Here is a 15,389-nt window from a genome sequence, read left to right as displayed (position 1 = left end):
AAACACCAAGCAGCGCCGCGGCCGCCGCAGCCAATGTAGCCCCCGATCGAATAACGCTCGCCTCGGGAGAACCCCAATGCCTACGCCGCTACAAATCCTGTTGGATCCTGTCTCGCTTGCCGTGCTCGGACTGTACGGAGCGTTGATACTGCTGGAAGCGCTGTTCCCCGCCCGCTCCCTGCCCCCGGTCAGGCTCTGGAGAACCCGGGCCCTGGCGGTGTTCATCTTCTATTTCTTTGTGTCGTCCTATCTGCCCCTGCTCTGGGGCGAGACGCTGGCGCGCTTCCAGCTGTTCAACCTGGAAGCGCTCAACCCGTTCGTCGGGGCCGGCATCGGGGTGCTCGCCTATGAATTGCTGGTTTATGTCTGGCACCGGACCATGCACCGGGTGCACTGGATCTGGCGCGCCTTTCATCAGATGCATCACAGCGCCGAGCGTATGGACAGTTTTGGTGCGTTCTACTTCAGCCCGCTCGATATCGTCGGCTTCACGCTGCTCAGCAGTGTCAGCCTGACCCTCATCGGGCTCGGCACGCAGGCGGTGACGTACTTCCTATATGCCACGATGTTCCTGGCCGTCGTCCAGCACATCAACGTCCGCACGCCGCAATGGCTGGGCTATATCGTGCAGCGGCCCGAGAGCCACAGCGTCCATCACGCTCGCGGCGTTCACCAGTACAACTATTCCGACCTGCCGCTGTGGGATATCCTGTTCGGCACCTTCCGCAATCCCAAGGACTTCGCCAGTGAGGCCGGCTTCTACGACGGCGCTTCGGCGAAGCTCTCGCAGATGCTCGTGTTCAAGGACATCGCGGGCAGGGATTTCGACCCGGCGCTGAAACTCGAGATCTCCAGGGCGAGCTCGCGCTCGTGACCGCCGTGGTAAGGTGCGGGCCAGGACGGGCCTGCCAGTGCAGGGACAGCCACCGGTGCAATGACTTACAAGCTTGCCATCTTCGATTTCGACGGGACGCTGGCCGACTCATTCGAATTCTTCGTCGCATCTCACAACACGCTCGCCCGCCGCCATGGCTTTGCCGAGCTGGATCCGGCACGGATCGACGAGTATCGCGGCCAGGAGCCGCGTGAGCTGATGCGTCGCCACGGCATCCCGATGTGGAAACTGCCCATCATCGCCAGAGACTTCATGGCGATGATGGCGCGTCACACCGACGGCATCCGCTTGTTCGAAGGGATTGCGGAGGCGCTGCATGCCTTGTCCGTGAGCGGCGTAGAACTCGCCATCGTCACTTCGAATTCCCTCGAGAACGTCAGACGCGTCATTGATAGTGAAGCGCTCCAGCGGGTCCGTCACATCGAGTCGGGGGCCTCGATCTTCGGCAAACGTCGGCGGCTGGAGCGCGTGTTGAAAACATCCAACACCGCGCGACAACATGCCATCTACGTCGGCGACCAGGCGACCGATGCTCGAGCAGCGCAGGCAGCCGGCATCGCATTCGGCGCCGTGCGCTGGGGATACGCGACGGCGGCAATGCTCGATCGACACTCACCGACGATGACGTTCGGCTGCGTATCCGAACTGCAGCGCATTGCATACGCGGCGTGCCCTTAAGCAGGCGCGGTCTATCTCACAAGGCCCGCAGGAATGCGACCAGGTCCTGCTCTTCCTGCTCGGTGAAGTTGAAGCCGCGCTGTTCGCCATAGTGGCGCACCACGTCGCGTAAGGTCTTTGCACTGCCATTGTGGAAGTACGGCGCCCTTGCAGCCACGCCGCGCACGCTGGGTACTTTGAATCTGTTGATGTCCGCGAACCGGCCCGTGATGATCGCCCGTCCGGGATCCGTCGTCTGCTTCTCCTCAACGACGCAGGCACTATCGGCCGGCGCGCAGCGTTTTCGCACAGTGTAAAGCGGCATGCCAGCCGGACGGTTGGCGGCATCCGATACGCCGATATCGAAGAACAGATCGTTCGAGTGGGTGCCGTTGTTCGCGACATTGTGACAGCCCAAACAAGTGCCGCCGTTCGCGCTAACGCGGGTATTGAAGATTTGCTGCCCGCGAGCGATCTGCGCGCGCAACGCCGCCGCTTGGGGTCGGGAATCGCAGCGATTTGGAACAAAATCGAGCCATGCATCATACAAGTCGAAGCGGCCGACACGCGTCGTCTCCAGACTCAGCGCCTCGGGTCCACCTCGACCACCACACGAATCGAGCCGCCCGATGCCGGGCACAAAAACTTGCGCGTGCCACAGCTGTACTTCATCGTCGACGATTGCATTGACCAGCGCATCCGCCGGCGGTGGGTCGCGGGGCGCTTCGAGCGCTCCCATCAGCGCAGCACGCGCCTGCTGAAACAAACCAAGTCTGGGTGGGCGACCGTCGCCCGCCACACTGAAACGGCCGTCCCAGTGCACTCCAGTCGCGAGTTTCAGATTCGCCGTGGCCAGCGGGCGGCGATAGAACGAGAACACCGTGGTCGAGCCGACGCCGTTGGGATCGTCCACCGCGACGATGTCGAAATCCCGGTCTGCAGGGACAGTGCCTCCGCGCCGGAACAGTCCTCGCAACAACATGCTGTAGGCTTCCCTGCGCTTCCACACTGTGGACAGATCCAGCGTCGGATTATTCGCGTCGAGCTTGTTGAACAGCGGATCGCGGCCCGCAGTCGCGATGAAACGTGCCGTGACATACGCCGGAGTGACGCTCCAGCCCGCCTCGGCGGCGTGACAGCTGGCGCAACTGCGGCCGTTCGTGCCAAGCGGTGAGTGAAAGTCGTCGGCGCGATTCACGAAGCCCTCTTCGCTGAAAGTCGCCGCCGCGCCGTATTCATTTGGAATAGGCACATTATTGGGAAGAGACGGCTGTGGCAGCTGCACCTGCGGCTCCGCCGAATTGGCGGCGCGCGGCGAAGACAATACGAGTACGGACAGCAGCACAAACCATAGACCCTGTGTTCTCATGAGAAGCTCGTTAGTTGATTCCTGAGGTTGAAAGCGCCGGCCTGCTGCATCGGCAGGCCGGCGTCGCATTCAAGGCGTCAGGCCGTGCAGGCAGAGCTTGCTCTTCACCGGCCCTTCGACGTTGTATTGAGCGGCCTTGCCTTCCTGCGCCGGCGCCAGCAGTTGGCTGACGACACGCCCGACGCTCTTCCCTTGTCGACAGCCTTCTTTCACGGCGTGCAGGAAGTGAATGCCGCCATACACTCGTGACATTCCATTTTCATGGGCCGCGTCGCTCAAGCTCTGAAACGTGCGGGTTGCGCCCGGCAGCGTCGTGCTCACCACCTCGAAGCGCAGGCGATCGCCGAAGTTTTGAATGAGCACTTCAGCCGCGGCAGCGCCCAGCACAGTGTGCGTGGAGGGATAATCTGGCACCGGCGGCGTGAAGAACGCAGGGGCTTGCAACGGCGTCCAATTCTTGTCCGCGTCCGTGGCGGGATTGCCATCGCGATCGGCAGCGCGAATCGCGGTGGTCGGACGCCAGAAACGATGGCGGTATTTTTCCGCGAAGCCCGTGATGTATCCGTCGGCGAGCGCGAAGTTCACCAGCGCCATGATGCGAGCTGAACGCCACACGTCAGTCCGTTCCTGACGCAGGACGGTGTTCGCGATGCGATTCCACCCCATGGGCGAGAATTCGAACCAGAACATTGCCATGTCCGTCTGCTGCTCGCTTCGCATCGAGCTGTCGTTGCGCCCCATGGCCTTCAGGAGTTTGAAATCGCGCGCATATTCGCGACTGGTCAACGCCAGCGGTCCTGGCAAGCGATGGTCCAATGTTTCCACACCAAAGGGAGTGACAGCCCCCCACCCTGGAAAGAGCGCGACCGGTCCGAACGGCGGTTTATCGAACGGCGGTGTGAAGTCATAGTCGCCAGGCTCACCTTTCGGCACATACGGCGGACCGCCCGCCGACTCGGCGCCATCGCCGACGCGTCGCGCGAGATTGGCTTCCGCACTTCGGCGACCGAGCTCGACGCCGGCCTGCTTGGCCGCGCCATCTGGAATGCCGAGCAACGTCGCTGCATATGCAATCTCGACGGTGGAGCTTTGGCTGGGTGACAGCGCAACCAGCGTATCGCGCGCCGCCGTGGCGATGGCCGCATCGACCGATGCATTCGGGTAAGACAGCTCGATCGTGTACGGTCGATACCGGCGCTCCACGCCGTTGACGGCGTCATGAATCGCCGCATGCACGATCGCGAACGCGCGAGAATCCATGACCAGTCCGGGATCCACCGGCAACACTTGAATCGCGACGGCGTTCCAGCGTGTTACAGGATTGCCGGCCGGCGAATCGGCGGCTCCGCCCGCGAGCGCCGTCAAGCTGGTGCACAGGGCCGCGGCCGCCAGCAGCGGCGTTAGAAACAACTTGGCTTGCATCGTTCTTTCCTCGGTTGATGTATCGGATGGGGTGCCAAAGGGCCCGCGCCCTCCCCGGAGCTGACCTCTTTGCTTGCGTAAAGCCGCAACCGAAGTGAAACCGGCTCATCGAATGTTACGGACAAAGGGACGTTGAGCCGCGAGCGGCCGCGGCGCTAAGATCTGCGGCGATCAGCCCATCCGACGACGATTAGAAACGGGCGAACCATGGAAGACCTGTTCACGCTGGTGTACGCCGAATTGCGCCGGATCGCGGAGCGCCAGCTTCGTGGCGAGCGCTTTGGACATACGTTGTGCACGACGGCTCTGGTGCACGAGGCGTGGTTCGAGCTTTCCAAACTCAATCGCATTCAATGGCAGAGCCGTGCGCACTTTCTTGCGTTGGCCTCACAAGCGATGCGCCGGGTGCTGATCGACTATGCAGTCGCCCGCAAGACCCAGAAGCGCGGCGGCGGCAAGCCTATGCAATCGATCGATGACGACGCGCTGGCGGTCGTGCAGGAACACGCCGAGGAATTCGTTCTTCTCGACGAAGCGTTGCAGCGGCTTGCGGCGATCAATGAACGTCACGCGCGCATCGTGGAATGTCGTTTCTACGGCGGGATGAGTGTGGACGAAACCGCCGAAGCACTCGAGATCTCTCCGGCCACGGTGAAGCGCGATTGGACCCTGGCCCGCGCCTGGCTGAACAAGGAGCTGGGCGCGTGAGCAACGAGCGCTGGCGCCGCATCGAGGAAATATTCGGTGCGGCGATCGAGTGCACGGCATCGAACCGCGCGACCTTGCTGGCCCGAGAGTGTGGCGACGACACTGCCTTGCTTCGTGAGGTCGAGCAACTCATCGAGGGCCACGAGCGCAGCGGGCTCGTCGATACGTTGGCGACCAAGCTCGAAGCCCCGGCGCGCTGGCGCTCGCGTATCGACGCCGTTGAATGGACCGACCGTCGAGTAGCTCAGTACGTCGTGCTGGCGCCGCTGGGAGCGGGCTCGATGGGCTGGGTCTACAAAGCGCGCGATGAGCGACTGGGTCGAATGGTCGCCCTGAAGTTTCTGCCGCCGCACCTGGTCAGCCACGAGAGCGCAAAGAATCGTTTCCTGCTCGAGGCGCGCGCGGCCGCCGCACTCGATCATCCGAACATCTGCACCGTCCACGAGATCGGCGCAGCGCCGGACGGCCAAATGTATATTTCGATGCCGCTGTACGAAGGCGAAACATTACAGGCGCGCCTCTCCCGCGGCCCCCTCCCCGCCGCGGAGCTCACTCATATCGCCCTGCAAGTCGCGAGCGGCCTGGCCAAGGCGCATCAGCAAGGCATCGTGCACCGGGATGTGAAGCCCTCGAATGTCATGCTGTTGAATGACGGCAGCGTCAAGATTCTGGACTTCGGCATCGCCCATATCGAGGACGTGTCGCTGACAGCAACCGCAGGGATGACGATGGGCACGCTGGCGTACATGAGTCCGGAGCAGGCACGGGGAGAAAGTGTCGATCCGCGAATGGATGTCTGGGCCCTCGGGGTCGTGATGTATGAAATGGCCACGGGCTCGCGTCCTTTTGTCGGCGACGACGCGCGAACGTTGCGGGCCGCCATCGAGGATCGCGAAGCGGAATCCATCGCGGCCCACCGGCCGGACGCAGCCATCGAACTGGATGCAATTGTTCGCAGGATGCTCGGCAAGACAGCGTCGCAGCGGTATGCGTCCATGGCCGAGGTGGAGGCCGAGCTCGCCGGGCTGATCGAGCGTGAGCAGTACCTCGGCGCCGCCCTCAAACGCAATCAGTCGCCTGCCTCGGCTGTTGCGAGCGAACGCCGTCATGCAGCCGTCATGGTAACGATCCTCTCGGATTACGCGACACTGATCGAACAGCACGCCGGCGAAGAAATCGAAGCGCTGATGACCAGAATCCGCAACAGCGCGGTCGACGTAGTTCGACAACACGGCGGTCTCGTCAATCATGCATTCGATGAGGAGATGGTCGCGCTCTTCGGTGTTCCCGCCGGTCATGAGGATGATGAGCTGCGAGCCGTTCGTGCGGCGATGGAACTGCACCGGCGCGTGGCGGAACTGGCCACTCAACTGTTGGGCCAGCATGGCGGACAGGTGCGACTACGCACCGGCGTGCGTTCCGGATTGATCGTCTCGCAGCGAATGAACAGTGGGCCGCGGCGATACGCTGTGAGCGGCGCCGTCGTGCAGTCGGCTTACCGCCTCGCGATCCTTGCTGCGCGCGACACCATCCTGGTCACTCCTGAATGTCAGCGCCTGATCACGCCCTTCATCCATACCGAGCCACAGGAGACGGTGACATTGCTGGCTGACGAAGGCCAGGTGATACCTCACCGTGTCCTCGGCGAATCGGGCCTGCGGGCGCGCATCGACGCGGCCGTGCACAGGGGATTGACGGCTTACACCGGTCGGCAGACGGAGCTGGCCACGCTGATCGAGCGGTTTTCCCGCGCTCGCATTGGTCATGGGCAGATCGCTCTCATCGTCGGCGAAGCAGGTGTCGGCAAGAGTCGGCTCCTCCATGAACTGCGTTCGCGCATCGTCGCAGCGGATGTCCGCGAGTTCGGCGCTCGTTGCCATTCCTATGGCGGCACCGCGCCTTATCAGCCCTTCATCGACGTGCTGCGACAGGCGTTGCAACTGGGCCCGCTGCGCGAAGACCGCCCTGACATCGGCGCCGTCGTCGACCGCATTCGCTCGATCGATGCGTCGCTGCTGCAATTCGTGCCGCTGTACTTGCATTTGCTTTCGATGGCGAGCGACGAATTCCCCCTGCCCCGCGATCTGCGCGGCGAGCATCTACAACAAGCGGTGCCGGAGGCTCTGGCTGCTTTGCTGGCGCGAGTCGCGAGTGCCGCTCCGACAGTCCTGTGGCTAGAAGACTGTCACTGGAGTGACGAGGGTTCACGCGCCGCGCTTCACCGGTTGATCGAGATTGTCCCGAATCATTCCTTGTTCGTACTCGTCACCAGCAGGCCTGCGGGCGTGGAACAGATCGAATGGGCATCGCGGGCCACACAGATCCATCTGACCGCACTCGATTTCAGCGCCTCGACCGACATCGTGCGCGACGTGCTGCGCGTCCAACGCATCTCCGCCGAGCTCGCTCAGCGTCTCTTCGAGCGCACCGCCGGCAATCCATTCTTTCTCGAAGAGATCTGCCACGCACTCACGGAAACGGGAGCAGTGGCGACGGAAGGCGGCGAAGGCATCGTCGCCGGCGGCGTCGCGTCATTGCAGCTGCCCGAGACGGTGCAGGCCGTTATCCGCACACGACTCGATGCGCTCGACAAGGATGCGCTGGAGGTCTTGAGAGTCGCGTCCGTGATCGGTCGCGAGTTCTCTCACGCGCTGCTCGCGGACGTTTTAGGAAGCAAACATGATGTAGCCCAAGCGCTCGAGCGCCTCACTCGCGCGGGCCTCGTTCAACAGAGCAGCCTCGTTCCGGACATCGCTTACCGATTCAATCATGTGCTGACCCATGAAGTGACTTACGAGAGCCTGCTGAGTCACCAACGGCGCTCGTGGCACAGGATCGTCGGCGCGGCGCTGGCGCGACTGACTCCGCGCCAAGTGGATGATCACGCCGAGCTGCTCGCACATCATTTCGCACTCGCCGAAAGCTGGCAGCAAGCGATCGACCATGGCGGCCGCGCGGCGGAACGCGCCCGCGCCCTGAGCCAATTTGCCGATGCATTGGCCATGCTCGACCGAGTCCGTTCATACATCGATCGACTGCCCGATGACGAGCAGCGCGCGGATCGCATCGCCGATGTCTTGCTTCAACAGGAGCGCTTGTGCGAAACGCTCGGCAAGCGCGGCCGGCAACAGCAGATCGTCGATGAGTTGATCGCGCTGCTTGCGCCCCGAGGCACCTCGTCGCGCCTTGCACAGGCCTATCAACGACAGGGCGATCTATTGACGCTGCTCCGGCGTTTCGACGCCGCGGATCGCGCACTCGGCACGGCGCTTCGTGTCAGTCGAGAACACGGCAACAGCGCTCTTGAACGACAGGCGCTGCGAAGTCTGGGACTGTTACGTTGGCACGAGGGCCGCCATGAAGAAGCGCTGAGCATGACGGAGCGCGCGCTCGAGATCGACCGCGAGCGTTGCGACGAGCTCGCCGTCGCCGGCGATCTGGCCAATCTCAGCACCATTCTGAAAGGCATGGGCGAGCATCGGCGGGCCATCGAAAGAATCGAAGAGGCGCTGGCCATCCCCGCCCTCGCCCAAGCGCCCGCCAATCTGAGTTACAGCTTGCAGAATCTCGCCAACATCTACCGTGACGCCGGCGATCCGCAGCGGGCGCTGGAAGTGTTGCAACGGGCGAACGAGCTGACTCGGCTGCACTTGTTGCCGATCCAGCGCTCGTTCCATCTCATGGCCATCGCCCACCTGTATTTGCAACAAGGGCAGATCGAGCGCTCACTGCAGACCTACCAGGAATCGATCGAGCTCAGCCGACGCGCCCGTTATGCGGACGGGCTCGTGCAGTCGCTACGTGCGTTTGGCGAAGTGTTGGAAGGTCTCGGCCGAGATGAAGAGGCGCTGCCCCGGCTGAAGGAGGCCGCATCCCTGTTTGCACAGCTCGAAGACCGCGCCGGCGAGGCGGAGATGTGGAGCCGGATAGCGACGATCGCCGAACGTTGCGGCGACGTCACGCCTGCCTTGCAAGCCTGGCAAAGCATGCGAGAGCTTTGTATCAAGCTAGGCGATGTCGACGGCGAGCTGCAGGCGCTCGAAGGCATTGCACGCGCGGTTCGATCCTTCAGTGGCAACACCGATCAGGCCATCGAAGCGGCCGAGGCGGCGCTGGCGCTCACCGTCACGCTCGGCGCGCAAAGCCGCGAGCTGACGTTAAGGAATACTCTCGGCATCATGCACTGGGCACGGTCGGAGTATTCACGAGCGCAGCGTCACTACGAAATCGCGCTACGCCTCACGCGCTTGTTGTCCGATCGCATCCATGAAGGCCTGATGCTCAACAGCTTGGGCATCACACTCGGCCGCCTGAACCGTCACGAGGAAGCTCGCACGGCGCTCGAGGAAAGCGTCGAGCTGAATCGTGCAACCAAGCAACGTTTGCTCGAAAGTCATGCCTTGACGGCGCTCGGCGACATTCACCGGATGCGTCGGCGCTCAAACCTTGCACGCGCATGCTACGAACAATCGCTCGCCCTGCGGCGTGCGCTCAACGACGCCACCGGTGAAGCTCTGTTGATACAACGCCTGGCCCAGCTCGTCACCGAACCGGAGTAACGGATATGCCGCGATTCATCATCGAACGCTCGGTCGCCCCGCTCACGCGGGCGCAGCTCGAGCAAGCGGGACGCCTCTCAGTCGACGTGCTCAAGGACATGCCGGACGTGCGATGGATTCGCAGCTACGTCTCGGATGCCGAAGGCAAGATCTATTGCGAGTACGACGCACCGAGCGCCGAGGCCATCCGCGAGCACGCCCGTCGCGCCGGGCTGCCCGTGGATCGCATCAGCGAGATTGCTCTCGAGATCAATCCCGCGATGTTCAGCTGAACTTTCAGACGTCAGCCCCAGCGTGGCATCTCGTCCGGGTTGATGCCGAGCGCCGTCTTGCCGACCAACTCATGGGTGAACATCGAGTTGCCTGGATGGATGCGCCCGAGCCGGGCGTCACGAAAGATCTGCTCGAGCCCGCTGCGCTTGAAGATGCCGAAGCCGCCCGCCACCTCCATCGCGAGGTCCACGACTCGCCACGCGTTCTCGACTGCGTTGTACTTGGCGGAAAGGATTTTCGCCGGCCAGAGCGGGCCATGATCGACGCCGCTGGACCAGTCCTGAGCGATGCGTTCGAGGTGCGGCTCGATCGGATCGAGCGCGAGCTGCATCTGCGCGATCCGATGCTGAACCTCGGGGTGATAAATCATCGGCCGCGACAGCGCGATCGAGCGCTTACCGTGCAGCGATTGAACCGTCAGGTCCAAGGCGCGACGCGCCAATCCATAGTAGATATTCCCGAATCCCAGCAGCGCCCATGCGAATATCGCCAACACGAACTGATCGACCCCGGCGGCCCCGGCCGCAACGATGCGGGCAACGTAACGGTCCGGCACGAATGCGCCGTCGAGCACCGTGTCGTCACTGCGTGTGGCGCGCATCCCGAGCACGTCCCAGGTCTCGTCGATCCGATAGCCTTCCGTGTCGCGTGGCATGAATGCATGCACGACCTTTGGCGCGCTCGGATCGCTCGTATCCATCCCGTGAATGCCAAGGTAGGTCCACACCGGCGTCAAACTGCCGAACGATTTCTTTCCGGTGAACCGATAGCCGCCTGACACTCGCTCGGCTCGCGTCGTGGACAGCAGCACCGGAATATCGTTGCCGCTCTCGGCGTGGCCGGCCGCGAAGATCTCGCCTTTCATCGCAGCGTCCAACAGCCACGCGAGCGACGTGTCGCCGGCCCTGAACAGGTCCGCTGCGATTCCGGTCCAATACAGATGCATATTGACCGCGAGGGCGGTCGGCGCCGCGTGGTAAGCCAATCGACGTTGCTGACGCACGACTTCAGCCAGCGTGAGCCCGCCGCCTCCGAAGTCGCGCGGCACTGCGGCCCGCAAATATCCGCATTCCCGCAACTCCTCGAAGTCCTCGGAAAAGAAGCGGTTTTCGCGATCGTAGTCGCTCGCACGCCGGGCAAAGCGGGCCAGCATTTCGTCGTTCAGTATCGTCGGGCTCATTCTGACTCTCCCAGGCGGCGCGGTGATTGTCTCTCGCCTGGGTAAAGCCATAAATGCGGACCGGGGGGCTCATCGGGTTGTCACAATCGAACCCTTGGCATTCCGAACTCGACAGATGGGAGCTGGGCAGGCTCCGCCGCGGCTCGGCTCCACATGCTGCCCATGACGGTATCGCCGTTCACGACGAACACGCACTCGTCGTGTAGCACGCTCCGATTCGGCACCGGGTATCGCGGATAGGCATTGGAGCGGTCCGGCTCCGCCGTTTCGATCACGCCTGCCAGACTCAGGTGAGGTGTCGCGCCTGCCAGCCCATCGATCTGCAGCAGATGCACTCCACTGTAGGTCCAATTGAACCGGCCGTCATACGACGGCGTGTCGAACACGTCGATCGGTAGCGCGAACCGGTAGCTATCCGTGTGCCCGACCGGCAACAGCGTCAGCGCATGCGGATCCTCGGTTGCATCGCTCGAGGACCCAATCTTCCCGAACACCTGCACACCGAGCGAGCGCGGTCGAGCGACATCACTTACGTCGAAGAGCTCGACCTTGATACCAGTGCGAACGCCCTGCGCGTTGAGCTCTCGCCCGACGGACAGCAGCAATGCAGCGCCCGTCGGCCCGACGATGGGCTGCAGATAGGTCGATACGCCGGGAATTTCGAGCTCGCCGGCGATGAACGGGTCTACCGGGTTGCTCAGGTCGATGGCATAGAGCGGGTCGGTCACTCGGGCCGTCACGACGTACGCGCGCTCGCCAAAGAAACGCACGGCGTGCACCTGCTCACCTGGTTTGCCGATCGGCGCCGGATGTTGCGTGTTCGGCAGCCTGGCCATCGCGATGAGCCGGCGATCCGTCGTTTCGCGCAGCACCGACAGGCCATGCACGTCGGCGCGGCTCGTGACGATACGCAAATCGCCCCGGTATTCATCCATGAAGTAGGAAGCGTTCGTCCAACCGATCCTGCCGCTGACTGCGCCGCTCGCGCGATAGGTGATATCGCCGCGGTTCAGCAAGAACTTGTGTAACACCGTCATGGGCGCGCCGTCGGCAGCGACGCCCTCGCCGCCCACGTACAGACTGTCGATCGAGACGTAGACGCCGTTGACGTTGGTGCTGATGCAGTTGACATCGGTCACGCGCCGCTGGTTCAAGTCGAGGGCGGTGATGACCACCAGGTCGGCGTACGCGTCTAGCGACGACAGATCGGCCGGCAACACGCAGTCGCGTGGCGTGACGAGCGGCAACTCGATCCCGCCGTTGATGCGGTAACCAGGCAACAGGTCTGCCGCGCTCGCCTCGAGGATGCGCCGCTCGTTCGCCTGCCTGGTCTCGAGCGTGTCCGCCGGCAGCACCAAACCGGCCAGTCGCGGCCGATAGCTGCTGACAAGGTATAGCGTATCGCCGATCTTCCGGCTGCCGCGCAACCAACCGTCCAGCTCGATCTGCCATGCCTGCGACACATTCGACGGATCGCGCACGTCGAGAAATTGCACGATCGTGCGATCCGGCTGGCTCACCAGCGTCCCGATCACCGGCTGCGCTTGCAACCAGGCCCGAGAATCCTGGCTCACGGCCGCGAGGTATTCCGTGTCGCCGCTGGAGGATTGCACTTGATACAGGAGCGGCACGGAGCTGTGCTCTCCCGCCAGGGTGAACTCGGAAACGACTTGCGTGGCGGCGCTCACCGCGTCCGTGCTGACTACTTTCAAGACATTGCGAATCAGCCCCGTGGGCGCTGTGCCGCTGGATGGCACAGGCTTGGGGACGACGGCGTAAACATGGTGGCCGTCGTATTTGACGAGATCTGCCTCATCCACCCCTGCCACCTGGACCGTGGTTCTGGAATAGCCACCGGCCCGATCGCTGAATGCCGCGGGTCCGCCGACGACAGCGATCTCAGGCGCGCCGGCCAGGGACATCCGAATACCATTGCGCAGGGCGTCCAAGACTCTCCCGTCCTTCGTCGCATAATGCAGAGCTCCGTCGGTCGATGTAGCAAGTCGCAAGCCGGAATAGTCGGTGTCCAGCTTCCGCCCGCTCGAGCCCGAGCCGCCGCTGCAGGCGACCAGTCCGATCGATGTCGCCAGCAGTGCCGTCGCTTTCGCCGATGCGCTCATCCACTGTCCTCCGGTGCGATTTTTCTTTGAGCGGCCGGAATATTAGGAAGCGGCCGCCAGGGAATCCGTCGCGCATTTGTAAAGGTTGTCAGCGGCGCGTACAGCTGGCACGCTCTGTTAACAGATCCCGAACCTGGGCGTACATTCGCGTAACAATTCGCTACCAAAGCTTCACAGCTGCCCGCGTGCGCTCTGGGAGAATCCCAGCCTCAGCGCGACTCGATCGCAAACGCACGCAGATCACGCCAATGCCTACGACACTGCGCCAACTCGCCCTGCTTCTGCTCATCGCATCCTGCAGCCCCCTGCCTGCCGGGGCGCAAGGCAAGTGCACCGCTGTCTCACCCGATTGTGTAGTCGTTGGCGAGTGGGATCTGAGTGTGGCGCTCGGAGCGGGTGTCCGTACCAATCCCATCGCCGGCCGTTCCGACATTCCGCTGATCGTCGTTCCGCAGTTGAGCTATTACGGCAAGCGGTTCTTCCTGGACAACCTGGAGCCCGGCTTTACGCTGCACGAAGGTGTGGCGAACACCTTCAACGTCGTTGCCGCGCCCGGCTACGATCGCGTGTTCTTCAGTCGTGGCGATCCACAGAACGTCCTGGTCAGCGGTCCCCTGGGCTCGACGGGCGGCGGCGCAGTCGCCCCTGGAGAGGAAGGGTCGCCTGGAGATGACGGGTCGCGCGAAGAATTTCCGCACCATCGTCGCCGCACGACCTATCTTGCCGGACCGGAATGGCTGTTTTCATACGGCGGCTTCGCGGGACAGCTGAGCGCGCTCTATGAATTCACCGGTCGGCACAAGGGCTACGAGATCCGTGGCGCGCTCTCCGCCCCACTGATCCAGACCGAACATTCCCTGATCGCAAACGCCGGCTTTACCTGGAAGAGCGCCGAGACGGTGCGCTATTACTATGGCGTCAAAGGACTGTATCGCCCCGCTGCGGCGCTCAACCCGTTCGTCAAACTGGGCTACTCACGCGTGCTGTCCGAGCGCTGGACGCTCAGTGCTTTCGTTCATTATGAATATTTCAGCGGCGAGATCGCCGACAGCCCGATCGTATCGGATCCCGCCGTGGTGACTGCCTTTGTGGGCTTCAACTTCAAAGTATTCTAACGCCGCGCTGCTGGGCTGCCTGCTCCTCGCAGCGTCGACAGGAGCCGCGGCCGACGCCGGCCAGCAACCGATCGAGCTTCAGCTGCGCCCGCGTGTCTGCACGCTCGCCGATAACGATGCGACTTGTAACACCACCGTGCGTGCGCAATGGCGCTCGACCAAGGACGAGTCGCTGTGCCTGGTGATCGTGGATCAGCCGCACATTCGCCACTGCTGGGAGCAACACTCCGAAGGGCTGTACAGCGTGGAAGTGGCATTCAGCCAGGATCTGGTGGTGCAGCTGCGCGATACCGAGCTCGATCGCGTGCTCGCCTCGCAAGCGATCGCCGTCATTCGCAAGGCGCTGCAGTTTCGACGCAAGCGCCGCCAACCGTGGAGCATTTTCTATTGAGCGCCGCCCCCGCCCTGCCTGTCATCCTGCTCGTCGAAGACGACCCGCGGTTGTCGGAGCTCGTGCGCACGTACCTGCAGGGCAATGGCTTTCGCGTCATCGTCGAACATCGCGGCGACGCGGTGGTCGGCCACCTGCAGCAGGAAAAGCCCGACCTGGTCATCCTCGACCTCGGCTTGCCGGGTCGCGATGGCTTTGCCGTCTGCAAGGAATTGCGCAGCCTGTCGACGCTGCCCATTCTGATTCTCACAGCGCGCAACAACGATATCGATCACGTCGTGGGCCTGGAGCTCGGCGCCGACGATTACGTCGCAAAACCCGTCGAGCCTCGTGTGCTGGTGGCGCGAATTCACGCGTTGTTACGCCGTAGCAGGGGCAACGCGCCACCCGAGCCTCGGTTGCTGAAGTTCGGCAACGTCTGTATCAATCCCATGTCGCGCTCGGTGTTCGTGGGAACCGAAGAAGTAACACTCTCCAGCAACGAATTCGACCTGTTGTTCGCGCTGGCCTGCCGCGCAGGAGAGATTCAATCGCGCGAAGCGTTGTATCAGCAGCTCTACAAACGCGACTACGACGGGGTCGATCGCACGCTCGACGTGCGTGTCTCGCATCTGCGCAAGAAGCTGGGGGACGCTGGCGCGCCGGAAAGAATCAGGACGGTGTGGGGGCACGGGTATTTGTTCGCGCCCGAGGGCTGAGC

General features: G+C 63.0%; 12 protein-coding genes. 8 read left to right on the top strand and 4 right to left on the bottom strand.

Going from position 1 to position 15,389, the window contains the following annotated elements:
- Positions 1 to 76 precede the first annotated feature (76 nt).
- A complete protein-coding gene (locus GYH35_RS11605) occupies positions 77 to 874 on the top strand; it encodes a sterol desaturase family protein (protein WP_161812005.1) in 798 nt (265 codons plus the stop codon).
- Positions 875 to 934: 60 nt separating this feature from the next.
- Entirely contained in the window at positions 935 to 1,573 is a 639-nt protein-coding gene (locus tag GYH35_RS11600; RefSeq protein ID WP_161812004.1) for an HAD hydrolase-like protein, read from the top strand.
- A gap of 16 nt (positions 1,574 to 1,589) precedes the next feature.
- Here GYH35_RS11600 and GYH35_RS11595 read toward each other — a convergent pair whose 3' ends face one another.
- Positions 1,590 to 2,921 carry a c-type cytochrome gene (locus tag GYH35_RS11595; RefSeq protein ID WP_161812003.1) on the bottom strand — a complete coding sequence of 444 codons (1,332 nt, stop codon included), beginning with the start codon at positions 2,919 to 2,921 and terminating at the stop codon, positions 1,590 to 1,592.
- A gap of 69 nt (positions 2,922 to 2,990) precedes the next feature.
- Positions 2,991 to 4,343: a vanadium-dependent haloperoxidase gene (locus GYH35_RS11590; protein ID WP_161812002.1), complete on the bottom strand. Its 1,353-nt coding sequence runs from the start codon at positions 4,341 to 4,343 to the stop codon at positions 2,991 to 2,993.
- 207 nt (positions 4,344 to 4,550) lie between these two features.
- On the opposite strand from GYH35_RS11590, the gene GYH35_RS11585 reads away from it, so the two are divergent.
- From GYH35_RS11585 to GYH35_RS11575, 3 genes are read left to right on the top strand one after another with little or no spacing between them, the layout of a single operon-like run.
- Complete coding sequence (locus GYH35_RS11585; protein ID WP_161812001.1) at positions 4,551 to 5,051, top strand: ECF-type sigma factor; 501 nt, start codon at positions 4,551 to 4,553, stop codon at positions 5,049 to 5,051.
- Positions 5,048 to 9,610 (top strand): serine/threonine-protein kinase, encoded by a 4,563-nt coding sequence (locus tag GYH35_RS11580; protein ID WP_161828486.1) that lies wholly within the window; start codon positions 5,048 to 5,050, stop codon positions 9,608 to 9,610. Before GYH35_RS11585 ends, GYH35_RS11580 begins: the two co-directional genes overlap by 4 nt.
- A 5-nt stretch (positions 9,611 to 9,615) precedes the next feature.
- On the top strand, positions 9,616 to 9,882 hold the full coding sequence (locus GYH35_RS11575; RefSeq protein ID WP_161811999.1) for a DUF4242 domain-containing protein: 267 nt from the start codon (positions 9,616 to 9,618) through the stop codon (positions 9,880 to 9,882).
- Between the two features lie 11 nt (positions 9,883 to 9,893).
- On the opposite strand, the gene GYH35_RS11570 is transcribed toward GYH35_RS11575, so the two are convergent.
- Both GYH35_RS11570 and GYH35_RS11565 read right to left on the bottom strand, forming a co-directional pair.
- On the bottom strand, positions 9,894 to 11,063 hold the full coding sequence (locus tag GYH35_RS11570) for an acyl-CoA dehydrogenase family protein (protein ID WP_161828485.1): 1,170 nt from the start codon (positions 11,061 to 11,063) through the stop codon (positions 9,894 to 9,896).
- An 80-nt stretch (positions 11,064 to 11,143) separates the two neighbouring features.
- The gene (locus GYH35_RS11565; protein WP_161828484.1) at positions 11,144 to 13,183 is read right to left on the bottom strand and encodes a beta-propeller domain-containing protein; all 2,040 of its coding nucleotides are present in this window, start codon (positions 13,181 to 13,183) and stop codon (positions 11,144 to 11,146) included.
- Positions 13,184 to 13,431: 248 nt separating this feature from the next.
- Here GYH35_RS11565 and GYH35_RS11560 point away from each other — a divergent pair, with 248 nt between their 5' ends.
- Genes GYH35_RS11560 through GYH35_RS11550 form a run of 3 tightly spaced genes read left to right on the top strand, consistent with a single transcriptional unit; the run spans position 13,432 to position 15,387 of the window.
- Positions 13,432 to 14,298: a MipA/OmpV family protein gene (locus tag GYH35_RS11560; RefSeq protein WP_161811996.1), complete on the top strand. Its 867-nt coding sequence runs from the start codon at positions 13,432 to 13,434 to the stop codon at positions 14,296 to 14,298.
- Positions 14,270 to 14,689: a DUF3019 domain-containing protein gene (locus GYH35_RS11555; RefSeq protein WP_161811995.1), complete on the top strand. Its 420-nt coding sequence runs from the start codon at positions 14,270 to 14,272 to the stop codon at positions 14,687 to 14,689. The genes GYH35_RS11560 and GYH35_RS11555 overlap by 29 nt, the downstream gene beginning before the upstream one ends.
- Positions 14,690 to 14,703: 14 nt before the next feature.
- Positions 14,704 to 15,387 carry a response regulator gene (locus GYH35_RS11550; RefSeq protein ID WP_161812540.1) on the top strand — a complete coding sequence of 228 codons (684 nt, stop codon included), beginning with the start codon at positions 14,704 to 14,706 and terminating at the stop codon, positions 15,385 to 15,387.
- Positions 15,388 to 15,389: the final 2 nt, after the last annotated feature.

This window comes from Steroidobacter agaridevorans, assembly GCF_009932555.1.
Classification (GTDB): Bacteria; Pseudomonadota; Gammaproteobacteria; order Steroidobacterales; family Steroidobacteraceae; genus Steroidobacter; species Steroidobacter agaridevorans.
Note: the sequence above shows the minus strand (reverse complement) of the source record. Positions and strands in the feature narration are given on the sequence as shown.